Source organism: Paenibacillus sp. NEAU-GSW1, assembly GCF_009737085.1.
Lineage (GTDB): Bacteria > Bacillota > Bacilli > Paenibacillales > Paenibacillaceae > Pristimantibacillus.
Genome location: NZ_WOVL01000010.1, coordinates 20332 through 43882 on the forward strand (window position 1 = coordinate 20332; position 23551 = coordinate 43882).

At 47.9% G+C, this 23551-nt stretch carries 26 protein-coding genes and 4 tRNA genes; 9 read left to right on the forward strand and 21 right to left on the reverse strand.

What is annotated here, in order from left to right; translation table 11 throughout:
• The first annotated feature begins 2 nt into the window (after nucleotides 1-2).
• Nucleotides 3-404, forward strand: a complete 402-nt coding sequence (locus GOM71_RS09385) for a DUF1885 family protein (RefSeq protein ID WP_156280265.1) — start codon at nucleotides 3-5, stop codon at nucleotides 402-404.
• Nucleotides 405-475: 71 nt separating this feature from the next.
• Here GOM71_RS09385 and GOM71_RS09390 read toward each other — a convergent pair whose 3' ends face one another.
• The 3 genes from GOM71_RS09390 to GOM71_RS09400 all read right to left on the reverse strand — a co-directional run bounded on the left by GOM71_RS09390 (nucleotide 476) and on the right by GOM71_RS09400 (nucleotide 1883).
• A complete protein-coding gene (locus GOM71_RS09390) occupies nucleotides 476-790 on the reverse strand; it encodes a DUF1292 domain-containing protein (RefSeq protein ID WP_156280267.1) in 315 nt (104 codons plus the stop codon).
• Nucleotides 791-917: 127 nt separating this feature from the next.
• Nucleotides 918-1481, reverse strand: coding sequence for a stalk domain-containing protein (locus GOM71_RS09395; protein ID WP_156280269.1), 564 nt, complete (start codon nucleotides 1479-1481; stop codon nucleotides 918-920).
• 195 nt (nucleotides 1482-1676) lie between these two features.
• A complete protein-coding gene (locus GOM71_RS09400; RefSeq protein ID WP_156280271.1) occupies nucleotides 1677-1883 on the reverse strand; it encodes a hypothetical protein in 207 nt (68 codons plus the stop codon).
• A 139-nt stretch (nucleotides 1884-2022) separates the two neighbouring features.
• On the opposite strand from GOM71_RS09400, the gene GOM71_RS09405 reads away from it, so the two are divergent.
• Complete coding sequence (locus tag GOM71_RS09405; RefSeq protein WP_156280273.1) at nucleotides 2023-2748, forward strand: MBL fold metallo-hydrolase; 726 nt, start codon at nucleotides 2023-2025, stop codon at nucleotides 2746-2748.
• Between the two features lie 542 nt (nucleotides 2749-3290).
• On the opposite strand, the gene GOM71_RS09410 is transcribed toward GOM71_RS09405, so the two are convergent.
• Nucleotides 3291-3366, reverse strand: a tRNA-Val gene (locus GOM71_RS09410).
• Between the two features lie 173 nt (nucleotides 3367-3539).
• Here GOM71_RS09410 and GOM71_RS23860 point away from each other — a divergent pair.
• Nucleotides 3540-3707 carry a hypothetical protein gene (locus GOM71_RS23860; protein WP_173275446.1) on the forward strand — a complete coding sequence of 56 codons (168 nt, stop codon included), beginning with the start codon at nucleotides 3540-3542 and terminating at the stop codon, nucleotides 3705-3707.
• 44 nt (nucleotides 3708-3751) lie between these two features.
• Here GOM71_RS23860 and GOM71_RS09415 read toward each other — a convergent pair whose 3' ends face one another.
• Entirely contained in the window at nucleotides 3752-4000 is a 249-nt protein-coding gene (locus tag GOM71_RS09415; protein WP_253944777.1) for a DUF3892 domain-containing protein, read from the reverse strand.
• 253 nt (nucleotides 4001-4253) lie between these two features.
• Here GOM71_RS09415 and GOM71_RS24090 point away from each other — a divergent pair, with 253 nt between their 5' ends.
• The 3 genes from GOM71_RS24090 (at nucleotide 4254) to GOM71_RS09430 (ending at nucleotide 6767) form a co-directional block, all read left to right on the forward strand.
• Complete coding sequence (locus GOM71_RS24090) at nucleotides 4254-4952, forward strand: peptidoglycan recognition protein family protein (RefSeq protein ID WP_216651742.1); 699 nt, start codon at nucleotides 4254-4256, stop codon at nucleotides 4950-4952.
• Between the two features lie 121 nt (nucleotides 4953-5073).
• Nucleotides 5074-5364, forward strand: a complete 291-nt coding sequence (locus tag GOM71_RS09425; RefSeq protein WP_156280275.1) for a hypothetical protein — start codon at nucleotides 5074-5076, stop codon at nucleotides 5362-5364.
• 443 nt (nucleotides 5365-5807) lie between these two features.
• The gene (locus GOM71_RS09430) at nucleotides 5808-6767 is read left to right on the forward strand and encodes an S-layer homology domain-containing protein (protein WP_253944778.1); all 960 of its coding nucleotides are present in this window, start codon (nucleotides 5808-5810) and stop codon (nucleotides 6765-6767) included.
• A gap of 76 nt (nucleotides 6768-6843) precedes the next feature.
• Here GOM71_RS09430 and GOM71_RS09435 read toward each other — a convergent pair whose 3' ends face one another.
• Nucleotides 6844-7536 (reverse strand): uracil-DNA glycosylase, encoded by a 693-nt coding sequence (locus GOM71_RS09435; protein WP_367649529.1) that lies wholly within the window; start codon nucleotides 7534-7536, stop codon nucleotides 6844-6846.
• Between the two features lie 12 nt (nucleotides 7537-7548).
• Nucleotides 7549-8250, reverse strand: coding sequence for a ribonuclease H (gene rnhA, locus GOM71_RS09440; protein WP_156280279.1), 702 nt, complete (start codon nucleotides 8248-8250; stop codon nucleotides 7549-7551).
• A gap of 85 nt (nucleotides 8251-8335) precedes the next feature.
• On the opposite strand from rnhA, the gene GOM71_RS09445 reads away from it, so the two are divergent.
• A complete protein-coding gene (locus GOM71_RS09445) occupies nucleotides 8336-8890 on the forward strand; it encodes a hypothetical protein (protein WP_367649530.1) in 555 nt (184 codons plus the stop codon).
• A gap of 81 nt (nucleotides 8891-8971) precedes the next feature.
• On the opposite strand, the gene GOM71_RS09450 is transcribed toward GOM71_RS09445, so the two are convergent.
• Together GOM71_RS09450 and GOM71_RS09455 are read right to left on the reverse strand one after the other, a co-directional pair.
• On the reverse strand, nucleotides 8972-9397 hold the full coding sequence (locus GOM71_RS09450) for a YkvA family protein (protein ID WP_156280281.1): 426 nt from the start codon (nucleotides 9395-9397) through the stop codon (nucleotides 8972-8974).
• Between the two features lie 25 nt (nucleotides 9398-9422).
• Complete coding sequence (locus tag GOM71_RS09455) at nucleotides 9423-10289, reverse strand: HNH endonuclease (RefSeq protein WP_156280288.1); 867 nt, start codon at nucleotides 10287-10289, stop codon at nucleotides 9423-9425.
• A 165-nt stretch (nucleotides 10290-10454) separates the two neighbouring features.
• Between GOM71_RS09455 and GOM71_RS09460 the strand changes: the two genes are divergently transcribed.
• Nucleotides 10455-11303, forward strand: a complete 849-nt coding sequence (locus GOM71_RS09460; protein ID WP_156280290.1) for a hypothetical protein — start codon at nucleotides 10455-10457, stop codon at nucleotides 11301-11303.
• 238 nt (nucleotides 11304-11541) lie between these two features.
• Here GOM71_RS09460 and GOM71_RS09465 read toward each other — a convergent pair.
• The 4 genes from GOM71_RS09465 to GOM71_RS23865 all read right to left on the reverse strand — a co-directional run bounded on the left by GOM71_RS09465 (nucleotide 11542) and on the right by GOM71_RS23865 (nucleotide 12130).
• A tRNA-Leu gene (locus GOM71_RS09465) sits at nucleotides 11542-11630 on the reverse strand.
• Nucleotides 11631-11647: 17 nt separating this feature from the next.
• Nucleotides 11648-11724 (reverse strand) — tRNA-Ile (locus GOM71_RS09470).
• A gap of 34 nt (nucleotides 11725-11758) precedes the next feature.
• Nucleotides 11759-11835, reverse strand: a tRNA-Met gene (locus GOM71_RS09475).
• Nucleotides 11836-11965: 130 nt separating this feature from the next.
• Nucleotides 11966-12130, reverse strand: a complete 165-nt coding sequence (locus GOM71_RS23865; RefSeq protein WP_173275449.1) for a hypothetical protein — start codon at nucleotides 12128-12130, stop codon at nucleotides 11966-11968.
• A gap of 175 nt (nucleotides 12131-12305) precedes the next feature.
• Here GOM71_RS23865 and GOM71_RS09480 point away from each other — a divergent pair, with 175 nt between their 5' ends.
• Nucleotides 12306-12818, forward strand: a complete 513-nt coding sequence (locus GOM71_RS09480) for a 2'-5' RNA ligase family protein (RefSeq protein ID WP_156280292.1) — start codon at nucleotides 12306-12308, stop codon at nucleotides 12816-12818.
• A gap of 82 nt (nucleotides 12819-12900) precedes the next feature.
• Here GOM71_RS09480 and GOM71_RS09485 read toward each other — a convergent pair whose 3' ends face one another.
• The 8 genes from GOM71_RS09485 to pyrF all read right to left on the reverse strand — a co-directional run bounded on the left by GOM71_RS09485 (nucleotide 12901) and on the right by pyrF (nucleotide 23541).
• A complete protein-coding gene (locus GOM71_RS09485) occupies nucleotides 12901-14445 on the reverse strand; it encodes an ABC transporter substrate-binding protein (RefSeq protein ID WP_156280296.1) in 1545 nt (514 codons plus the stop codon).
• Between the two features lies 1 nt (nucleotide 14446).
• Entirely contained in the window at nucleotides 14447-15358 is a 912-nt protein-coding gene (locus tag GOM71_RS09490) for an ABC transporter ATP-binding protein (RefSeq protein ID WP_156280301.1), read from the reverse strand.
• 6 nt (nucleotides 15359-15364) lie between these two features.
• The gene (locus GOM71_RS09495) at nucleotides 15365-18295 is read right to left on the reverse strand and encodes an ABC transporter permease (protein WP_156280303.1); all 2931 of its coding nucleotides are present in this window, start codon (nucleotides 18293-18295) and stop codon (nucleotides 15365-15367) included.
• A 3-nt stretch (nucleotides 18296-18298) separates the two neighbouring features.
• Nucleotides 18299-19366, reverse strand: a complete 1068-nt coding sequence (locus GOM71_RS09500; protein WP_156280305.1) for an efflux RND transporter periplasmic adaptor subunit — start codon at nucleotides 19364-19366, stop codon at nucleotides 18299-18301.
• A complete protein-coding gene (locus tag GOM71_RS09505; protein ID WP_156280310.1) occupies nucleotides 19332-20063 on the reverse strand; it encodes an ABC transporter ATP-binding protein in 732 nt (243 codons plus the stop codon). Before GOM71_RS09505 ends, GOM71_RS09500 begins: the two co-directional genes overlap by 35 nt.
• Before the next feature lie 182 nt (nucleotides 20064-20245).
• On the reverse strand, nucleotides 20246-21973 hold the full coding sequence (locus GOM71_RS09510) for a methyl-accepting chemotaxis protein (RefSeq protein WP_156280312.1): 1728 nt from the start codon (nucleotides 21971-21973) through the stop codon (nucleotides 20246-20248).
• A gap of 193 nt (nucleotides 21974-22166) precedes the next feature.
• Complete coding sequence (gene pyrE / locus GOM71_RS09515; protein ID WP_156280314.1) at nucleotides 22167-22814, reverse strand: orotate phosphoribosyltransferase; 648 nt, start codon at nucleotides 22812-22814, stop codon at nucleotides 22167-22169.
• 1 nt (nucleotide 22815) lies between these two features.
• Nucleotides 22816-23541 carry an orotidine-5'-phosphate decarboxylase gene (gene pyrF, locus GOM71_RS09520; protein ID WP_156280316.1) on the reverse strand — a complete coding sequence of 242 codons (726 nt, stop codon included), beginning with the start codon at nucleotides 23539-23541 and terminating at the stop codon, nucleotides 22816-22818.
• Nucleotides 23542-23551: the final 10 nt, after the last annotated feature.

Consider the following 23551-nt stretch of genomic DNA (forward strand, 5'->3'; position numbering starts at 1 on the left):
ACATGAGTCAAGTTCAAAGCGCCTACATAAAGCTAGTGCAAGGCTCTGCGGCAAGCAGCATTTCACTTGAAGAGCTGAAGGAAAAACTGCTTCAATATCGCAACAAGACCGCTTTAACCGGACAGCAGCTTGACTGGGACTATGCCGGCGCCGCCTTTCCTTATACAATCGAGACGAAACAAGACGACCGCTGGTTTTATTTAAAAGGCACTCATCCTTCTTATCGTTACATTATATTTGGAGTGAACGACTCTGGAGAGACCATTCAGGCAGTCCTCCCTGATCTTTCCACGCATGGGGATAAAGCAAAAGCAAACGAGCTTTGCAAATATTTAGCCAATCAATTGCAAGCCGAGCTGCTGTTATTTAACGGCAGAACGATTTATTACAACCCTCGCAAATGAACAAACGGGTCACCAAATAGCAAAAAAAGCACTTGCCTCCAGGCAGGTGCTTTTTTAAGCAGTACGGCTAATTATTCTTGGCCGTTCTCTACTTTTGCGATCTCTTCGTAAATAGCTGTTACGCGATCCCATTCCGCATCGTCTTCAATACCAACGAGGAATGTCTCTTCATTCTCTTCTTCAAAACGGAAAATGACGCCGTCCGCTTCCGGATCGTTGCGATCAAGCAGTACTGCGTACGCTTTGTCTTCCGATTCAAACGTATAGACCATAACCATTTCGCGTTCTTGGCCTTCGTCGTCCGTTACTATAAACACATGCTCTTCGTGATCATGATCGTGATCATGTCCACAGCCGCAGTTGTCTCCATGCTGATGTTCGCTCATTGCAGTTACCCCATTTCATTATATATGCATACTCTCGTATCGTACCATGAGACCGAATCGCGGTCAAACGCTTCAACTAAAAAACGCCCGCCCGCGTCAATGTGAACGAGGACGGACGTTTTCTATGCTACTGTGAAGAAATGAGTTTCTCGGATACGACAGTCCATTCATCTGAAGCGCTAGTCTTCATGTAGAAGCGGACGGCATACTTGCCGGAGAACTCAAAGTTATACTTAATATCCTCGGTCCGATACCAGAAGCTGTCTTTCGTAATGTTGACCGATTGCGATTGTATCACTTTTTCCGTTCCATACGGATCCGTAATCGATACTTTGACGGCGGAAACGTCCGTAGTCAAGTTATCAATTTGCGAAAGAACGTTAAACGTATAGCGGTTACCTTTGTCGACATTGCCGAAAACAACTTTGTCTTGGAACAAAATCATGTGCACGTTCGGCTTATATAAAGTCGCTTTTTTGCTCTGATTGTCCCAATTTACAATCGCATGCAGACTGCCTGCCAATTGTCGAAGCGGCAAATAGGCTTTACCGTCAATAATAACTCCGCTCTCGTCCTGCTCGCTGCCGTTCAGTATGACACGCACCTTTTGCGACGCCGCGTCCGCAAACAGAAATGTTCCTCCGCATAACGACAACACAATGAGAAGGATCGCTATTTTACTCCACTTCATTGATGTAAACCTCCATCCGGTTTGTCTGGATGAAAGGTTATACTCAGCAATGCTGTTAAAGTTGCGGAGCAGCATTAATAAATTTTAATCAAACAAAGATTCACGATATCTATCGAAAAAACACCGTTCATGCTGTCAAACGATGTAAAAAACCGCGCTTGCCTGGGAAATAAATAAGCTGCTTTCGAGCCATTATTACCCGTACGTCCGGGTTAAAACGCACGGCACTCCTTTGCCCAAAGCGCCCGGCTGCTGCATTTTTGCCCAATACTTCATTCCGCGCGCGCAAGGGGTCTTGCATACCGCACACGTACTGGATAACACCAGCTTATAATGAAACTGCTTTCTCTCGGAAGTTGCTTTTTTCTTGGCGACCTTGCCCTTTCCTTTTGACGCGCTCATTCCATTTCGCCTCCCGCCTATTTCACTCCTGCATTATATGTAGCAAAGGGCAAATGTGTATCTTTCGTTTGTCAGTTTCTTCAACTTTTGATACAGTGGTAAAAATAACGTGGACGTATCGTTTAGGAGGATCCGCAACATGAACATACAAATGCTTGGAACCGGAAGCGCATTCGCGAAAAAATACGACAACAACAATGCAATGCTTGAGTTTGACGGGTATCATTTGCTGATTGATTGCGGTATCACCTTGCCAATGGCGCTTCATAAAGCGGGATACAGCTTTAATCAATTGAATGCCGTTTTAATCAGCCACATGCATGCCGATCATGTCGGAGGTCTAGAGGAATATGCGTTTCAAATGATGTTTCTTTATGGCAGCAAACCGGTACTTTACATAGCCGAAGGGCTTGTGGAACCGTTATGGGAACAAACGCTTCGAGGCGGTCTAACTCAGGAGCCATTAAATTCACTTAACGATTTTTTTGACGTTCGGCCGTTAAAGGAAAATCTCGATTATGAGCTTTATCCGGGTCTAAAAGTAAAGCTGATTCGCACTGAGCATATTGAAGGGAAACTAAGCTATTCCTTTATCTTCAACGACAGTTTCTTTTACTCTGCAGATATGAAATTTGACGGCGAGCTGCTGGCGCGGCTTATAGATGAAGGCATACAAACGATTTACCATGACTGCCAGCTGCAAGCGCCTGGAGTCGTACACGCTTGTCTGGATGAACTGCTCACGCTTCCTGATGCAGTACAGGCTAAAGTGAAGCTGATGCATTACGGGGACAACATGGAGGATTATATCGGGCGTACGGGCCAGATGTCGTTTGTCCAGCAGCGGCAAATCGTTGCATTATAATCTGAATCGCTTTAACGAATAAAAAGGTGCCCTCGACCATTCCGTAAGGAGTGTTCGAGGGCACCTTTTGTCATCCGCTTAGCAGAAGCTTAGGGTAGACCAAATTTTCAAAAATAGGCCTATTAAAACTATCAAACTATTATCGATTTGCATTTAATATTACGACTCTATTTGAAAGAAGGCGATTACTATGACTCGTGTTTCGATTCCCGCGCAGCCAGATCTAGTGTTATTAACTTGGCAAAGAAATCCGCTTGACCCAGGCTCTGCTCGCAAAATTATTGAGTCCCGTATTATCGGGAGCGCAAGTCCGTGCGAAAAGAAACTAGCCCCTAATTCTCTACTTTTCGCAGCGCTTAAATGCCTTAAAAAGAATGGTTTTGTTGTTGTCGTGAGTAAGAAAACAACATCTGTTTCCGGCTATGTTCTGTTACAGCGCGGATAATGGATGCAAAGAGGCTTGATTGATTCCGCTCAAACATAGCCCCAATGAACAAAACAAAAAAGAGCCCTTATATCAAGGGCTCTTAGCATTTACATTATGGTGATCTGAACAGGGTTCGAACCTGTGACCCCCACCCTGTCAAGATGGTGCTCTCCCAGCTGAGCTATCAGATCACGTTAGCGACAAATATTAATATAGCAACATTCGGGAACGAAGTCAACCTCATTGGTGGATTTTTTTCAATCTTCGGTAATAGTTCTACTATCCGCCGCATAAATGTATAGCAATCGCATTTAGGCGAAATGTGTGCAGCAAGCAGAACCATACCGAAAAGGAGGGCGTTCGTTTGGCGGCGGAATATGCCCATTTGGCCATCTGGTTGATTGGCCTGTTTGGTATTGTATTTACTGTAAGCGCTTATGTTGCAAAGTTTGTGATGGAGGATTCGTTAAGCTACGATCAGCCGTTTGTTTGGAGGCGCAAGCTTCCAGAGGAATGTTTGAAAAATGATTAAATTAAAAAAGACCCAAATCGGGTCTTTTGTTTTGTCCATATTCCCTACTCGAACGTCGGCAAATTGTCGAGATTGTTATCCTTGCGTCCGTCCGGATTGGATCTGAGATGCTCGTCTCCGTCTCTTCCCCGGAAAACATTCAAGTTTTGAATTTCATTGTTTTTAACCATCGATTGCGCGGTCTTGTAATCCACAATTTTTCCGGAAGTCAGCTTCAAATCGACAATGTCGCCATCGCCATTTTTTCGCACTGCTACAACTTGTTCTTGTTGGCTGTTTTGTTGTTCCATCATTATCGCCTCCGGTTGTTAGGATGACCCGTTTAAAAAAAGAAATTCAACCATATTTTGAATTCATCTGCAAGGTGAGGAAGTATATAGGAGAACGACTGTTCAAACGACTGATGCCGCAAATAACCTTTTTTTGTTTACGATTCCGCTTTTCCACCTCTTGTCAAAAAGAACGATATGCTAGAATGAAATTGATCCTAAACAATAAGTCCTACTCCATTCCAAACAGACGATGCGCCCATTACGAATGAAATGAATGGAGGCGATTACAATCAGTAAAGTTTTCAAACGGTATACGCTCGACGAATTTATCGCCTATTTACAAACTTTCGTCGGACAAGTTCGCTTCAACGAAGTGCATGTTCATGGAACATGGAAGCCGACTATCGCAAATTTCCGTGAGCGCCCCGGCGATTATTACATGCATTCCATGTATCGAGCGCATTTGCAGCGCGGGTTCACGGATATTGCGCAGCATGCGACAATCGACCCTGACGGCTATATTTGGGACGGGCGCCCACTTTTAGTGCCTCCCGCTTCTGCGACCGGCTACAATGACAGCGATGATGACCGCGTTCATCCGTTTATGTTCGAGATGATCGGCAATTTTGACAAAGGCGTCGAGAAGCTGGATGGCGCGCAATTGGAAACCGCAGTCGGATTAACGAGAGCGATCGTCAGCCTGTTCGGCAGTCGAATTGTTTTTCATCGTGAAATGAACCCGTTAAAAACATGCCCAGGAAGCGGCGTGGACAAAGACACATTTGTCGCTTTAGTGAATGCGGCTATTAAGCCACCTGCAACGGCAAAACCTGTTATTAGCGCAGAGGATGCCAATAAAATCATCAAATTTCTAAGCGCCGGCTACAGCACGACTTCCGATGCGGAAGCGCGTGCTGAATTCAACCGACTGGCCAACGAGCTGAGAAAAGCAAGCGGTCAGAAGCTGCAATAAGGTTCGCGATTCATGTCGATAAATAATAATATGAATCGTTCAAATTATGACATTCATCGTGAAATCGATCTGTTACAATGATCTCCATGCTGCTTCAACAAAGTATAGGAGAGTGAAAATTTTGAAAGTAATAGAGAACGAACATTTTATGAACGAAACGATTTCATTTGACGGATTCCATTTTATCGGCTGCACATTTACCAATTGCGTCATTATCATTTCAAATTTAAATTTTGATTTCCATAGATGCTCGTTCTATGATTCCGCCCTGCATGTCAATCCAACATTGCCGATCTTCGAAATATCCCATCGCCTTTCGCAATCGTCCTACGACAACGAAACGACCTGCTATCGCGACGATTACAAATATCCGCGAACGACGGTTGAGCTTCCGTCAGCAACGTTGCACTAATCCGCCTGTCTATCATTCAAAACTGCCTTTGATCGTTCAAGATCAAAGGCTTTTTTTATATCAATCTATGATTTGGGATTATAGTATTCCAAATTGTCCAATCAACTCTACTAGATTCGAATACAATAGATTATCACAAGAAGAGGAGTGATTAGTATGGGATACGGTTTTGGCAAAAAGAAATTGCAAGTTATTATTCTCCGTCCAGGAGAAAAGCTGCTTGTCGTTGCGAAGAAAAAACATTGGAAAAAGCATTGCAAATAATAGGCTAATGGCTGGCTGAAGTTTGACTTAAAACTGGATAAGACAGCGCACACTAATGGGCAACCCGACCTTAACGGACTGGTTGCCTTTTTTTCTGGCTAGACTGCAACCATATGTCCTTTTATACCGTCATACATAGTACAATAACGGAAGCAAATCCACTAAGGAGTGATCTCGACTTGAGAAAAAAACCGTTTCTATTAACATTAATCGCGATGCTGTTCATCCTGACGTTTGGCCAAACCGTATGGGCATTTAGCGATACGAAGGACGATTCGAATGAGAGCAAGATCGAAGCGCTGCAAAAGCTCGGAGTCATAAACGGCGAAAGCGAAGGCAAGTTCAATCCGAAAGGAAAGCTTACCTATACGGCGGGCATCTCGATGATTGTAAAAGGGTTAGAGCTTAATATCGACCACATTCGCTTTGTTAAAGCGCCGAAAGTGACCGATCACTTTCCGAATTTAAAGGACGACGCCTGGTATTCAAGCGCCTTCATTATTGCGCAGTACAGCGGTCTCGATATTCCGGTCTCTGTAAAAGCGAATGACGAAATGACTCGCGAGCAATTTGCTCACCATTTATTCCAAGCGATCTCGCGAAAAGGCGATTTCGCGTATGCCGAAATGTACATGCTGATTAAGGACGAAGCAAAGGTTGATAAGGCATATATGGACAGCATTCAAAAGCTGCTAATCACGAAAATAGCTGCGCTAGACGCTCAGCAAAATTTCAATCCAAAAACGGTTATTACACGCAGCGATGCAGCCGCTTGGCTCTATGACAGCATTCAGTTTGTGAAAACGGCAACGCCTGTCGTTCAGCCGGACCCGGCGGTTGAGTACAAATTAACCGTTGAAGCCGTCAATAAAGAGGTCAACAAAGTAACAGTCAGCGCGCAAGTGCCTCATCCCGGATACGGCATTCGGATCGCCTCTATCACATTCCAAGACAATCAGGCCATACTCCAAATGGAGCTGACTCAGCCAGACCCGGATCGCATGTATCCACAAGTTATAACCGACGTTTCCGTAACCACCTATGTGGATGCCAGCCTTAAACCTGTCATTCCGTCGGGCGGCGCCGGAACTTCATCCTTTGACGGAAGCGATGCCGTAAGCGGCGCCGTTATCCGATAAAAAAAACCTCTCGTTCTCGTGAATTTCACCCTCTACCATCAGAGTGCGATTCGCCGCGGAACGAGAGGCTTTTTTATTAGGAAATCGGTTCTAATGCTGCAGCTTCAGATAGACGCCAATCGATTTCAGCACTGCCGATCCGTCGCAGAAGGTCATTCGCTTGTGAGAACGGCTTACTGCCGAAAAACCCCCTTCGAGCCGAGAGCGGGCTTGGATGCGCCGATACGATGATTGGATGCTTGCTCCCGTCAATTACGGCTGCTTTGTCCTCCGCATACTTGCCCCAAAGCACAAAAACAACCGGTCTCTCCCTATCGTTCAACAAGGCAATAATCCGGTCTGTAAACTGCTCCCAGCCCTTCCGTTTATGCGAGTTAGGCATTCCATCTTCAACGGACAGAACCGCATTCAACAGCAAAACGCCTTGCTTGGCCCATTCAACGAGGGAACCATGCTCAGGGATCGGGCATCCGATATCATCCTGAAGCTCTTTATAAATATTGCGAAGGGAAGGCGGGATAGCGACCCCGGGCTTAACAGAGAAGCTCAGCCCTTGCGCTTGACCCTCCCCATGATAAGGATCTTGCCCCAAAATAACAATTTTCGTATCGGCATAGGAAGTTAGCTGAAGCGCGGCAAACAGCTCGCTTCGCTTCGGATATACGTTAGCCGCCGCATATCTTTCGTCCAGAAACGACTCCAGCTGCTTGAAATAAGGCTTGTCCTTTTCCGATCCCAATAGCACATCCCAATCATTATGAAGCTCCACGACAGTCTCCCCCTACTTTCGGCCGAAATCGGCTCTAATCTCGCCCCATTCTTCCGTATTCCACTTTGCGATTTGATTCTCGTACTTGTTCGTGCGGAGCCAATCGAGCGCCCAATCGGCGAGCGCCCAAATCTTCTTCGTCGACTCGTCCCGCTTCAAGGTGGAGGCGATTTTCAGGTTGCGAATCCAGGCCAGCGCCGTTCTCGAGTCGCTATAAATCGTTTTGCTGCTGCCCTGCTTTTTCAAGTAATCCAGCGCATGAACAACGGCTATAAACTCGCCCAAATTGTTTGTCCCATTCGGTATCGGTCCAACATAGAACAATATATCTCCCGTTTGCGTATCAACGCCTTTATATTCAACAGGCCCTGGATTGCCATGCGTGCCAACGTCTACCGATATGCTGTCGTAATCGATTTCCAGAGCTGCGCGCGGCACGCTTGCCGCCGATGCCTTGCGTTGCGGTGATGTTGAGCGCGCAGAGGCTCCCGCTGCGGCGAATTTCGTTTTTGCGCTGCTGCCGGCGCTTGCGTTGCCTTTTCCCCAATGCTTTTGCCAGCCGTCTTTGAACGCCGTCTCCGCCTGTGACTTCGATTCATATGATTTATATTTAGCGTCCGGAAATCCGTTTACTTGCTCTTGGCATTCCTTCCAAGTGGCGAATATGCCGCTTTTCTTGCCTACCCATACAACATAGTATTTGCTTGCCGCCATACCGATTTCATTCTCCCTTCGTGACACAAACTGATTCAACCATTCGACGAATCTTGACTCCACTACAAATATTTTATACGATTTGGTGAGATTATCAATCTTTAAGAAGGAGGCTTCTTCTCCACTGAATACGACGTATCAAGACAAACTCATCAAACAAGCCTATACCGTAACCAGCATCAGACAAAACATTATCAATACAGGACAGATCAGCCTTTATTGCGATTACGCGGGTTTCGCTTCGCTTAATAAATACGGCGTCGCTTGCTGCCTCGTCCATAACCGCAGCATCAGCGTGACTGCCAAGCAGCTTCATAACACGGAGGACTTTGGCTCCATATACGGCGAGCTGCAAGCGATCGCCTTCAGCCTTGAGCTGCTCGCGCAGGCACTTCAGCAACAGCAGCCGAAGATTGCTGTCATTTATACCGATTGCAGCACTATTGATCTTATTCTGGCCAAGGATTATTTCGCCGATCTCCGTTGCCAAACGTTGCGGGACGAGATTCAGCAGACGATCCAAGAGTTGAAGCTCAGCCGACCAGAGGTAACTGTCATTATACGATACATTAGCCGGCATAAAAAGAACAATGCGCTGCATCAAATGGCTCATCATGCGGCTAGAGCATCCATTCGTTAATACAAAGAAACAAATACGGGCTGCTATGCGCTTTGCCGGAATTCATCTTCCGTAGCGAACGCATAGCAGCCCGTTTTCTTATTAATTGGCGCTTGGAGCAGCATCATCCTCGTCACCGTCGATCTGCTTATCAACCTCATCGATTTCAATTCGATTGATCGAGCCAGAGCCAAAGAAATCTTCAAGCTTCGCTTTTGCCTTTTGCTTAACGACTGCGTCAATACTGAGAGCTACACGCGCTGCTGCGAACAGCAGAACGCCAAGATCATCGGAGTATCCTGCCACTGGGATCGGATCAGGAAGCGCATCGACAGGAAGGATCAGATAGCCGAGTCCTCCGTAAATAATGGCTTTATCTTTTAGCGAGGTGTTTGGACTTTCAAGCGCATAGTATAAGGTCAGTCCGCTATAAACAACCTTTTGTCCCGCAGATATGGCGTGCTTCTTAAGCTTTGTCCAAAACCCATCCTCCGAATAGTGCTTATCATACTTGGACTCTTCACTCATGTTTATCCCATCCTCATTAAGATTATCATTTGCTCATAAATATAGTTGTATAATGATACTCCAAAAATTCCTTTTTCAACTTTCGGCTATATGCAAGATTTTTAGAATGATAAGGATTGTTCGTATCCCAATGAACAATAATTTGACGCAGAGGCTCAATTGCTATTACGCCAAGATCAAATTCTTGGTGGTGGTTAGGACATAGTATAATTATATTGCCTTCCTCATCTGGACCTTCGTGATCGTTGCCTAAAGGCTGTATATGATGCCCTTCAGAATAATACCCATCGCCTTTCGTTTTAATCTGCAAACCGCAGATCTGACATTTATGATCCACTGCATCTTTAATTCGGGAAACCATTTGAGAATCACGTACGAAACGCATGCCTTCAAACAGTTTTCTTTCTGGTATGCGATCCTGCTGTATTACTGCTTCTTCCCCCAGAATAATTGACCTAAGCTCTATCCACTCTTCTTCCGTGACACGAAAATTTGTTCCTCGAACAATTCTTTGCGATAATTCGTTTAATTGTGGATGAACCGCCAGCGTTGATTTTAGAATCGGATTTGTAAGCAGAAAAAAATACTCTAATTTCACACGATATTTAGCGTATTTATCTGATAAGGGCGCTGGAAAAGGCTCGCCCATCAGGCGGGCCAAGCCATAGATACCAGCTTCCCCAGCTTGTTCTTCCGTACCGCTGCCTGCCTTCCACAGCAAGGCAATATCTCCTGCTTTCATTTTGCTAAAATGCTGATTGGCTCTCCACAGCTCCGTCTTCTTGCCCATTTTAAAATCATCGAAAGTATTATAATCTGCGGGTACCCACTGGAAAATCCAAGCTATATTGGACTTTGAAATGTGACCAATCATCGAATCATTATTTTGCATGAGTTCACCTATTCGAGAGATTTAGTCTATTTCATTTGCGATACTGTATATTTTCGCGAATAAATGACATATCTCCTGCATTTTGGATAGGCAGGCTGAAAAAATTACTGTATTATATAGGACATAATAACCAAATTCACTCGATGTCGAAAGGAATTTGCCCTCATGAATTCATTAATTACCATTCCTGAAATTGAGAGAAGAATCATCCACATAGGCAGATTCGATAACATTAACGCTATCACAAAAAATAACACGATTAAGGATTCAATGAATGATTGGCATAACGAGCGTTCAAAGAAGCCAATTACGAGCATGATGCCGCTGGGCATTGGACCTGTTTTATTGGATAGTGTAGCTGGCGCTATCAAAACTATCTCCAAAAAATGGGCTGCTTTCGACTACTTGGAGGTGCCGCACGCGATCGCAAGTTCTGAACTCGAGTGGAAAGGCACAGTCAAACCGGAGCTCGATAAATTCTATATCCTTAGCCCGCATAATAATCGAGCTTACTTCCCTTTCGAAAAATATCATACATTAGCTTTCGAAGAGAAAGTAAATGAAGCTATCAAAATATTAATGCACCTCAAACCGAGAGAACTGCTCGTTGTTCACGAAGAAGGTTATGAACTTGACGTCAACACTAACGCTGAAGTCAAAGCGAAAGCCAAGTTGGTCAAAGGCAGCGGAGAGATGCAAATGGAGAAGAAATCCGAAAAGAAGGTTATGTTCAAGGCCTCTTTTCAAAAGCCGGGGCTATTCAATAATTTCAAAACCGTTCAGCTGCCGAACGACTTAATATGGTATCCTTCAGAAGAAAAATGGAGAAGCATTGTCGACGGAGTTTTACATCATGGATTAAAAGAAGTTGATATGGGAATCCATTATTTCGAAGACTTCGGAATCAATTCGAAGCTCCAAGCGGATATTATGAAACAAGCCAACATCAAGATCGGCTCAGAGGTCACGCAGTTTAAGAAAACGAGCTGGAAGGTCATTGCATCGTTTTGGTGAGTGGAATATACGATAAGAGCACCTCTCCTGTGATGGAGAAGGTGCTCTTTTTCAACCATAGTCCAAAACAAAAAATCCTTTTTCGCGTTTATCTGTAGTTGAAGTACAGATAGTACGAAAAAGGATTTCACGTATGAAGGATTGTGCGTCCAGCAGTATCACTTGCGGGTACGCAAAACTCTTCACTTTTTGATTTTTTACGAAATTACTGATAAGAGCTAAACCCTTATGTAAGTAATGGTGCCGAGGACGGGAATCGAACCCGTACGGTGGTCACCCACCGCAGGATTTTAAGTCCTGTGCGTCTGCCAGTTCCGCCACCCCGGCATGTGGGATGTTTCAAATGGTGGGCCCTGAGGGACTCGAACCCCCGACCAATCGGTTATGAGCCGACCGCTCTAACCAACTGAGCTAAGGGCCCTCACGATACGTCGGTTGACGCTTAATCGAAAGGTTGGTTGCGGGGGTAGGATTTGAACCTACGGCCTTCGGGTTATGAGCCCGACGAGCTACCGAGCTGCTCCACCCCGCGAAATTTCCATTTGTGCAAACATCTTTAATGGCGACATCAATTAATATACAACATCCGTTAGATCTAAGTCAAGCATTTTATTCTCTGCATAGGAAAAAATATGAACAACACTTATTCGCATATACTTTTATTAGGGAAGAAAGCGGACACCATAGCGGCCTTTGCGCGAGCGGAACACTTCGACCTCCCGGGGACAATCGTAACCGTACACCCACCAGTCATTCTCCATGCGCCGCACAAGGCAGCCTGCTTGAAACTTGGTTTCGTAAAGTCTAACCCAATAGATCCATTTCATACAGGGCCCTCCTTAAAAAGTTTTGCTTTGTCCAATTGCTTGTCGTTAGAGTACCCAAAATTAACACAAATTAAAAAAGCTGTTCCTAATTGGCCGTCGGTTCGCTCGTGCCGATCGTGTAAGTATGCCGATATCACCACTTGAACAAAATGTAATCAAAAAGGAGCTGAACGCTATGCAATTCGGTATTGCCGCATTCCCGTCTAAAGAGGTACAGGATTTCGCGAACGGCTGGCGCATCCGGCACGATCCCCGCTACTCGGCGATTCCGCCGCATTTAACTGTCCGCGACAAAAGCGAGCTGTCGGAGGAGCAATTGCAGGAAACCGTTGCGCATCTCGACAAGGTGACAGCCACTCTGACGCCATTTACGATCCGCTTCAATCGGGTATCTACCTTCTATCCCGTTAATAATGTGCTTTACTTAGCGCTCGAAGATCCTCTTCCGTTCAAGCATCTGCATCAACTCATTTGCAACGGACCGCTCGCGATCCAGAAACAAAACTACGTTTACACGCCGCATGTGACGATCGGACAACAAATGAATGCCGACGAGCTTCATGATCTATATGGCAACCTGCGAATGTCTAAAGTGGATCTGACGACTAAGATTGATCGGATTCATTTGCTGCACGCTACCGAGAACGGTTTCTGGACCGCCTACCAGTCGTTTTTGTTTCGCGCATAAGCACTGCCCCCCAAACTATTCAACAATAAAACACCCCGTACAGCGGCGTTAAAACGCCTTATACGGGGTGTTCATTCATTCATCAGCCTTCAGGAACGGCTTCCGCTTCGGCCGAGCTATCAAGCGGCTTCACATCGATTGTGCCGCCGCCATCCTTTCCATCCGGACTCGTATTAATCCGCTGCAATACGGCGTTGCCCTTCGTTTCCCACTCTTGAAGCGCCTCTTTCACCGTCTTATCGCCTTTTATAACTTGCTGGAACAATTCATATCCAGGCTGCTGCGCTTCCCAGATGCCTGGTTTTTCACGCATGAGCTTTTCCGAATCCGTTGTTGCCGGGGGTACCGGCAACAGCGTTGTGAACGCATCAATGTTGTAGCTTGCTCCGTTTTTAGGCTTCAAGTATTCTTTGCGGGCTACAAGCTCATACGTGCTGCGGGATTTCAGCTCCGCCCATTCCTTGCTGTTTGTAAACTGGATGAAATCCCATGCATCTTCCGCGTTCGCAGCCTTCTGATTAATGCCCATCAATTGGCTGAAGAAAATGTTGCCGCCGATATTCGGCTTGGAAGAATGCGTTGGCGGTGTTACGACATCCCATTCGAACGGTTCGAAATTTTTAATTTTTGAAGCATTGTTCATGGTGTTCGTAATTTCGTTAATATAGCCGTAATCTGCGATCGTCATAGCCACTTTGCCGCTCAAGAACAGATCGCCGGTAATTGGACTGTAATAGCCGCTATCGTCAGCCAGCTTTTGTTGTGCTTCGTAAATCTTATTCATATCTTCCTGAGAAGGAGAAAGCTTTTCTTTATAAAGATTAGAGACCGTCGTCCAAACCGACTCCCAATCGCTAGTGTTGACCAGCATCTTCTCGCCTTTATCATCCCACATTTTCAGTTGGAGCGCGGCGCCGTAATTTTGTGCGTCATTGAAGGGATCGCCGGAATAACGGTTGATCGACAGTCCGAACTTGCGATCCTCTCCTTCACCGCTCGATACGCGGCGAGCCAGATTAATAATATCGTCCCAAGTCATATTGTCCGTTGGCGGTTCAACGCCCGCATCCGCGAACATTTTCTTATTATAGTAAAGTGCTGAAGCGGAAAAAGTAGGAGTCAACGCGTATATATTGTTGTCTCCAGCCGCTTTAATGCCATCGATAACCGTTGGAACGTAATCGGCCAAATCAAATTTCGATTGCTGAATGAGCGGATCGAGCTGCTGCAACAAATTGTCTTGCGTCATCCGGCGAAGCATATTGTAGTCGATTACGACAACGTCCACCGGATTTTGACCGGTCAGCATCTCTTTCATTTTCTCGTAAGGATCAGGCTGCGTTGTCGTCCCGTCCGGGTTTGGCGTCTCAAAGCGCTGTTGGCTGTAATCGATGGCGCCTACAATTTCAAACTTGATGTTCTTGTGCATCATCTCATACATATCGGTGTATTGCTGGCGGAAATAAGGCTCGTTGTCGGCGCCGCCGTAAAGGACGCCAACGCGCAAGACTCGTGTTTTCGCTTCGTTATCCGAGTTGCCGCCGCTGCACGCTGATAAAAGTGCAACTACCATCATGACTGTCATTAGCAGAAAACCCCATTTTTTAACTCCTGCACGATTACTCATGTTATCCCCCCAATGATTTCGGCGGCGTAATAATAATACGTTCGCCGTCAAATTCCATCGTTGCCTTGTCTTTAATCGCCAACGCGGTCAAATATTCTTTCGGCACTTGCAATCGGCCGACACGATCGACAACGACATACGCTTCATGAACCTCTTGAAGTCCTTTTCCCTTGCCTGATAACCCCTGATTCTGGCTATTGTCCAGCGCTTCCCCCCCATCCGAAATCATATTCGGATTCCGTTTAATGAATTCCGTACTCGTTAAGCCGTCACGAATGGCGACAACGCGGTCGACTTTGCCGGCTAGCGTCAAATCATGGGTAACAATGACGATCGTAATGCCGATTTCTTGATTCAGTTTACGAAAAATGCCCATGATCTTATCGGACGTTGCCGTGTCGACCGAGCCGGTAGGCTCGTCGGCCAACAGCAGTTTAGGCCGGTTGGACAATGAAATGGCAATCGCGACGCGCTGCTGCTCGCCGCCGGAGAGCTGATGCAGCTTGTTGTGCATCCGCTCCTTCAAGCCAACCCAATCGAGCAATTGCTTGGCGTACTCGCGATCCACTTTGCCGGACAGCATCATCGGCATTTCCACGTTTTCCAGCGCCGTTAAATACGGCAACAGATTGCGGGCGTTATTTTGCCAAATGAAGCCAACCGTCTCCCGTTTGTATTGCACCAGCTCATCATCATTAATTTTCAGCAGATCCCAAGGACCCACCTGAACGGAGCCGGCGGAAGGATGATCCAATCCGCCGAGAATGTTAAGAAGCGTCGATTTGCCGCTTCCGCTGTTGCCGATAATGGCCATCAGCTCTCCGTCTTCAACTTTTAAATTAAGCCCTTGCAGGGCGACAACCTCAAGATCGTCTGATTTATAAATTTTGACGAGACCTTCGCATTCGATCATATCAAGCTACCGCTCCTCTCCCATTTTGACCGCATGATGCACTCGCAGCCTGCGAATATGCAGGAAGAGCAGCATTGCTCCCGTTATCATCATGAAGCCAACGACCGCATAAAGCTGTGTCGTATCTTTCGAATCGAATACAACCCGGAACGGAGGCACGGTCTCGGCAATATTTTCCGCCGTCTGCAGAAAAGGCAGGAACAGCAAACTCGTTACTTTGCCTATTAGAACGCCAAGCCCGATAGACAGCCCGGCAGTAAACAATTGTTCCAGCAGCAGCATCCCTGTCAATTGCTTGCGCGACAGCCCCATTGCACGGAGAACGCCGAATTGAACGACACGGCCTGAAAGATTGAAAAACCAGTAGAGCACATAGCCGGTCAACGTTACGATTACCGAGACTAAGAAGCCAAGCGACAAGATGCCGAATACGCCGCCTCTCGTCGGATGCTTCGATTGCGTAAGGAGCTCGGTTCGCACATCTTTAACCGATGCAAGCTCGATGCCCTGCTTCTGCAGAGCTTCCATTAGCGGGCCGACTTTGGCATCCGGCTTCATTTTGAGCCATACTTCATACGGAGTAACCGGCAATTGGTCATAAATAAAGTCGAGATTCGTAATGACAAATGGCGATTCATCCGGGTATTGACTCGGCCAATACGGCATAATGCCGACAACAACGAAATCGAGCTTTCCTTCCGCGAAGCTGACAGAGATGCTGTCTCCCGGTTTAAGCTGATACTTTTCCGCTACTTTCGACGGGATAAGGGCCGCATTCTCATACATGCCTAAATAGTTCAAGTAATGATACGGATGAATCGGGAACAAGTCATTTCTGAACCATGCCGCTTTAGAGAAATCGACATTGTCGATGCCCATGACCGTACCTTGGCCGATCGATTTGCCCGAAACGAGCACGTTGCCTTTCGTCTGGAGAACCCGGGCCGCCGCTTCGACGCCTTCCAGCTTGCGGAACAGTTCGAATGGCGGTTCGCTGTAGATGATGCGCGTTGGCGTTGTTTGACCGCCGCCGTTGCCGCCGCCGCCATTTCCGCCGTTGCCTCCACCAGGGCCGCCGCCGTTGCCGCCTCCAGTGCCGCCATTCCCGCCGCCTCCAGAGCCACCGCCGTTGCCACCTCCAGTGCCGCCATTTCCGCCGTTCTGCTGCAATTCGGCTTCACCGTACCAGACCGTTTTCACAATAACGTCTGAACCGTATTTGTAAAGCGTCCGCTCCGTCGAGTTCAAATCAATCGTACGCGCGGCGGACGCGTTGTATACGCCCAAACCAAGCGTCAAAATGAGCAGAATCATAAGCGGATAATAGCCTTTGGATGAACGCGACAGCTGCGCCAGCGTCAAGTAAAGCGGAACCGGCAAAAACTTCCGGCCCAGCCAATTGAATAGCTTGAGCAGCCACGGAAACAGCCGTAAGCAAAATAACCCAATTGAAAATATCGCAAGCGCCGGAACAAAAAACAGAAACGGCTGCACATTAAGCTGATCCGTCGTCATTCCAGTCTTGAACGTCAGCATTTGTCGTTCGTTGAACATGTACCAGCCGTAGCCGGCTGCGCCAAGCAGCAGCACATCAATGAACCAGCGCTGCCAGAACGGACTGCGGTCCGAACGGGCCAAATCCCGCTTGTAGCTCACAATTGACGAGCGAGCGTAAATGACGGCCGGTATAACTGTCGACAGCACCGCGAGAAGCACAGCAGCGCAGCCTGCAATGATCGCTTCCGTCGAGAAGCCGACGGGGATCGACTTGCGGTTGACAAAGGACAAAAATCCGTTGGCCGAACCGATGCTCTTCGCCATATACCAGCCGAGCATCGGTCCGCCGACGAGAGCAACGCCCCCGAGCAGAAGACCCTCAAGCGTATAGATGCCTATAATTTGGCGTGTGCCCGCTCCGCGGCTTCGCAGCACCGCGATGTCGCTTCGCTGCTTATCGAGCGATTGCCGAGCGTTCATCGCAATGAAATAGAATACCATCGCGATCATCGGAGCGGCGAGCGTGAACAGCAGCGTCTGCAGCTGCAAGCTTTGCTTTTTAAATTCCGAAAGCGTATCGGCGAACGAAATTTCCACTCTCGTCTCTTTTAATCGCTGATAAAGATCAACATTAAGCCGTTCAAGCGTTCGACCCAGCGGAGACAATTGGCTCGTCTTCACTTCTGCCAAATCGAAAGCGTAGTACCAGCTCGCATTATGGAGCGGAATGCCCGATTTCTCGAGCAGCGTCTTCGTGAACGCCTGTTCGCTGATCTGGAAAGTGTTCATCAAGCTCTCGATTCCTTGATACCAGAAAGGATCGGTATCGTTCAGCGGTTTGATCGCGCCGACGATTTTAACCCGGAGCGTCAGATCCAATCCGCCATATATCGGATATTCGAGAATATCGCCGATATGCAGATCGTTACGATACATCGCCTCCTCAAGCATAACCGTCTCAATCAGCTCGCCGTCTCCCGGCGCATCGACAAACCAGCGGCCTTGCGTCAGCTCTGATTTATCCATCAATCCGGAAATCGACATGATCGTAAGCTGCCTGCTGCGGCTGGCGTCTACTTTCTCCGAGTCCTCTGGAACGACGTCAGCACTGCGGATCGAATAGCTTCGAACTGCGGTCGTATATGGAAAACCGATTTTTTCAGGCACATCTTCCTTAATAAATTGGGCAACGTTAGTTAAAGAAGGCAGATCAGTCTTGCCGCCTGGCGACTGGTATCGCATCAGCAGCGAGCCTGCCGGCAGCCCTGTACTCTTCTGCTGCAGCGACTCGGCAACGACCCGCTTTAAGGCGCCGTCCGCATACATCGGAATGCTCGTTGCAAAAGCGACTGCAAGCATAAGCCCTGCCAGCGTGCTGAGCGTCAGCCAGCGCGTATTCCACATCTTACGAAACAGAAACCGGAATAAAGGTATTCCCATAAGCTATCGACCTACGACTTTCTGTCCCGGTTCCAGCCCTGAAATAATCTCAACTTGCGTAGCCGTCTGCTGCCCGACCTCAACGTCAACTTCGCGTTTTCCGTCCGCATCGACAACTTGAACATAAGTGCGGGAACCTAAATTGCGAAGCGCAGATGGCGGTATAACGACAACGTTTTCCTTCCTTTTCGTAATAACGTTAATCGAAAGCGGCGTTCCTCGGTTTATCCCTTTAGGCAAATCTTTAATATCGACCAGCATGAAATCTTCCGGCCGCTCCTGCTCAGGCTCGCCGTTCGTTCCTCCGCCGCCGTTCTGCTGATCATTGCTTGGCAGCGGCAGCACTTTTACCGTCCCCTTGAATTGGCCGGCACTGTTAATGTCCACCACGACCGGCATCCCTACGGCGATTTTGGCCAAATCATCCTTCGAGAGCTTGGCGGCTGGCGTCATCTTGCTCGTATCTGCGATGACGACAATCGGATCATAGGCTTTAATCAAGTCGCCCTTCTTCACATTCAGCTGAACGACAGTGCCGCCAAACGGAGCGACGAGCGTCGCCTTGCCGATCTCTGCCTCCAAATCGGCCAGTTCCTGCTGTTTCTGTTCGAAATTAATCGTTTTCTCCTCAAACTCAATCGGATCCATCTCGTCCTTCATCCGGAGCGCGTCTTTCATTGTCCGCTCTTCGCGTTTGAACGCAAGACGCTTATTTCGCAAATCCCGTTCAAGCAGATCGACGTCGAGCTCCCCGATGACCTGACCGGCTTCTACCTTATCGCCGGCTTTCACATTTAATTCTTTCAAATGCTTATCGCCTAGCGTAAAGTACAGCGTCTCCTCCTGCATCGAGATCAGCTTGCCAACCACTTGCACCTTCGTTTCCAGCGTCGCCGTCGTCACTTCGTATTCCGGTTTTTTCGCGATTTGCGGCGGCGCGATTGAAGGCAGCACCTCCTCTTCCTTCTCGTCCGGCAAGAGCGAGCAACCGCTCGTCAGGGCAATCGAAGCCGTGAGCATCACGACCGCCGTCCGTTTATATAAATTTCCCGTCCACCATTTCATAGACATGATCAGCAACCTCCAAAATTGTAGGATCGTGTGTAGTCATACAAATAGAAACTTGTTCAGTGCGAATAATATTTTGAAAGACTGCCATAATTTGCGCCGACATATTGGAGTCGAGCTCGGCCGTAGGTTCGTCCGCAAGCAGCAAAATCGGCTGATGAGCAATCGCCTTCGCGATCGCGACCCGCTGCTGCTCCCCCCCTGAAAGCTCAAAGGGGCGATGGTGCATCCGTTTCTCCAATCCTACTAGCTCCAAACAATGCGCAACGCGCTCCTTCCACAATGAACGAGATGTTCCGGCCATCCGCAGCGATAGCTCAACATTCTCCCAAGCCGACAGCAGCGGCATTAACGCAAACGCCTGAAAAATAAAGCCCATTTCCTTGCGCCTGACCAGCGTTCGCTTATCGTCGCTCATTTCGTCGAATCGCCTGCCGCCAAACCATATTTCCCCTCGCGTCGGCGTATCCAGCCCTCCCAAGCAGTTCAGCAGCGTCGTTTTGCCTGAGCCGGATCGGCCTTTCAGCATGACAAGCTGCTTCGGTTTCAGCTCCATATTCAAGCCCTTCAACACTTTGAGGGACGAGCCTCCAACTTGAAACTCGCGTTCAACATTTATGACCGAGAGCAGCTTGCCGTTATGTAGCGGCTCAGCGTCGTGCTCAGCAATTTGTTCTTTGTTTCGACCTAAAAATGCCATCGACCGTATTTCTCCCCCCTTGCGCCTTTTCATAATTCTCATCTAAATCGATAGACGCTTCTATCGTTGAAAAGGTTACACCTTTTTGCAATTTCTTCTTCATTCCGATTTTAAAAAACGAAAAAGACCCGGTCCGTTATCAATCCCAAATGATGGATAACAAAACCGAGTCTTTTCTCGTCTTATTTCTTTAACTTAAAATAGTTGACCGCGCGGTTCAAATCGCCAACGACGCCGTCCAATTGGCTTGCAGCAGAAGCGATGCTGTCCATAAGCGCCAGCTGCTCCTCCGTCGCGGCAGCTACGCTTTCCGTACGTTCAAGATTAGCGGCAGCAGAGGAAGCCGATTGCTCCATCGACGCGTTAACCTGTTCCGAACTAGCCGACATTTGCTCTGTAATTGCCGAGTTTTCCTGCAGCTGATCCGTCATGCTGTCAATTGCCGCTACGATAACAGACAGGCTTTGCTGCAGCTCTTCCACCCGGTTGTAGCCTTCGTGAACTTCTTCCAGCGTCCGTGCCATGAAGCCCGATGCGCCTGAAATTTCACTCCTCGTCTCAGCGACCAGCTGATGAATGCCGTCTGCCGATTCAAGCGAGCTAGCTGCCAATTTGCGGATTTCTCCAGCGACGACAGCAAAGCCGCGGCCTTGCTCTCCTGCTCTGGCCGCTTCGATCGAAGCGTTCAATGACAAAATATTCGTCTGGTTCGCAAAAGCAGTAATGTTCTCCGCAATCGAACCGATTTGCTGCGAGCGTTTCTCCAACGTTTCAATGACCGAAGAAAGCTCTCCGATAACTTCCTTCACTTGGTTCATCTGACCGACAAGCCGCTCAAGCGCTTGCTGGCCTTGTCCCGCTTCTTCCGAAGTCGATAACGATTGCTCCGCCGAGGCCGTCGTATTTTCCGCAAGGCGCTGTATGCCGATCGTCATCTCTTCAATGGCTTTGGCCGTCTCTTCCGCGCTTCGCGCTTGCACTTCCGTTCCGTTCGTTACTTCCTGGATATTCGTAGCGACATGCTGCGACGCAGCGGAAGATTCTTGCGAAATGATGTTAAGCTGCGAAGTCGAGTTCCCGACATTTTTCGCGTTTAATGCAATCGAAGAGATCAATCGCTTCAATACATCCATCATATCGTCGACCGAGCGTAAAATATCGCCAAGCTCATCGTTGCCGTACTTCATGCTGCGCTCAGCAGTCAAGTCGCCATCCGCCACCTTTTTCATCTTGACCATAACCGCTCTAACTGTTCTCATAATGGATCGAATCGAGAAATAAATAAGCGCAATTAACAGCAAGATGACTAAAGCCATGCCGAGCATATTGCTGAATTTCGTGATCTCGAACTTATCGCTGCTCGTTTCAATTTGTTGATCGGCATAAACGTCGAGAGTATTGCCAATGACGTCAAGGTAGCCTCGAACATGATTGAACTGTTCGCTGATTTCCGTATCCTTCGATGCCGCTTGTCCGGATTGAACCGCATCAATTACCGTTTGCGACCATGCGCTGAACTCTTTGTTAAAGGCATCCGACAGCTGTGCAACCGTCTGTCCGTTCTCATCGGTCAGCTCGAGCAGCTCATTCTGCTCTAGAATTGCAATCGTTTCCTGAACGCGCCTTGCAGAATCCTTCAAATTCTCATCAAGCGATTTGCTCCATTTCCCTTTTCCTTCATCATCGAGCTTGCCAAGCGCCAAATATTGATAGGCTGAGAACGCTTGATACAAGTCTCGATCCGCATTCAATATAAGTGAAATCGATCGAGTGGATACGCCGTATACTTCGTCCTGCATCGTATCATTCGTATTCTTTAATTCCGTCAGCAAATAAGAACCGGAAAAAATATAGAAGAAAAGCGGCAGCACCCCGATTAATGCCAATCTCCATCTTAAGTTAAATCTCATCTGTCATACGCCCCTTTGTTCATCTCGGTATAAAACAACAACTATACTTACTACCATATCGGCATATTAACCCGAATTTGACACAAAGGTTGTATACAATTTGAATAAAATAGTGTCGAATCCTGTTGCATAACATAATAAAAAGCAAGTCATCATGAACCGATGACTTGCTTCGAGGATAGATGCCACTATCTTATTTGCCAAACGATTGCGGGTCTTGGCGCCACGATTGCAGCAGTTCTACGTCGCCTTGTTCCACTTTTCCGGCCTTCAACGCTTCTTCGATCAGCGCGCTGTAATTGGACAGTGTCTCAAGCGGCATGTTCTCCGCTGCAAAAGCAGCCGCTGCCGATTCGAACTGATATGTGAAGATCGCGAGCACAGCCAGCACCTCCGCACCGGCTTCGCGTACGGCAAGTCCAGCCTTCAGCGAGCTGCCGCCTGTCGAGATCAAGTCCTCGATGACGACAACCTTTTGACCAGGAGCAATTCGGCCTTCGATTTGGTTTTGCTTGCCGTGGCCTTTCGCTTTATCGCGGATGTAAACCATCGGCAGATTCAGCTTTTGCGATACCCATGCAGCATGAGGAATGCCCGCAGTCGAAGTTCCGGCAATGACTTCCGCATCCGGATAGCGTTCGCGAATAACAGTTGCAAAGCCTTCTGCAACGAGGTCGCGGATTGCCGGGTAAGACATCGTCAGTCGATTGTCGCAATAGATCGGCGATTTAATGCCTGACGTCCAAGTGAACGGATCGTTCGGACGAAGCGCCACCGCTTCGATTTCCAGCAATTTTGCCGCGATTTGCGCAGGCAGGTTAGTCAATGTCACTTCACTCATCTTATACCAGCTCCTTAAGTATATTTTCCAGCGCTTCGCGCGGATTGGCAGCTGCCGTAATCGGACGGCCGATAACCATATAGTCGGTGCCTTGACGCAATGCCTCTCCCGGCGTCATAATACGCGATTGGTCGTTTAAAGCGGCGCCTGCAGGGCGAATTCCCGGCGTTACCGTCTGGAACTCCGCGCCGCAAGCAGCTTTAATCGATCCAACCTCCATCGGGGATGCAACGACGCCGTCCAAACCTGCTCCCTTAGCCAGGCGGGCGTAGCGGATAACCGCCTCTTCCACTGTACCTGCTATACCGATCTCGTCGTTTAACGTCGCTTGGCTCGTGCTCGTCAATTGTGTTACGGCGATTACAGTCGGCTTGGACTGTCCAGCGGACAATGCAGCATCGACGCCTTCCAGAGCCGCCTCCATCATCGCAGCTCCTCCGGCAGCATGAACGTTGAACATGTCAACGCCAAGCTTGGTTACACTGTTCGAACCGCCTTTAACCGTGTTCGGAATGTCATGCATTTTAACATCGAGAAACACTTTGTAGCCTTTGGATTTGAGCAGCTCGACAAATGCCGGACCCGCCGCATAAAACAACTGCATGCCTACTTTCATGTAGCAAGGAATCCCTTGCAGCTCTTCGAGCAGCCGCTGCGCACTTGCCGCATCGGCGTAATCGAGCGCAACCATCACTTTGCCTGCCGCTTGCTCACGCGTCAAAACCATTCATTTCTCC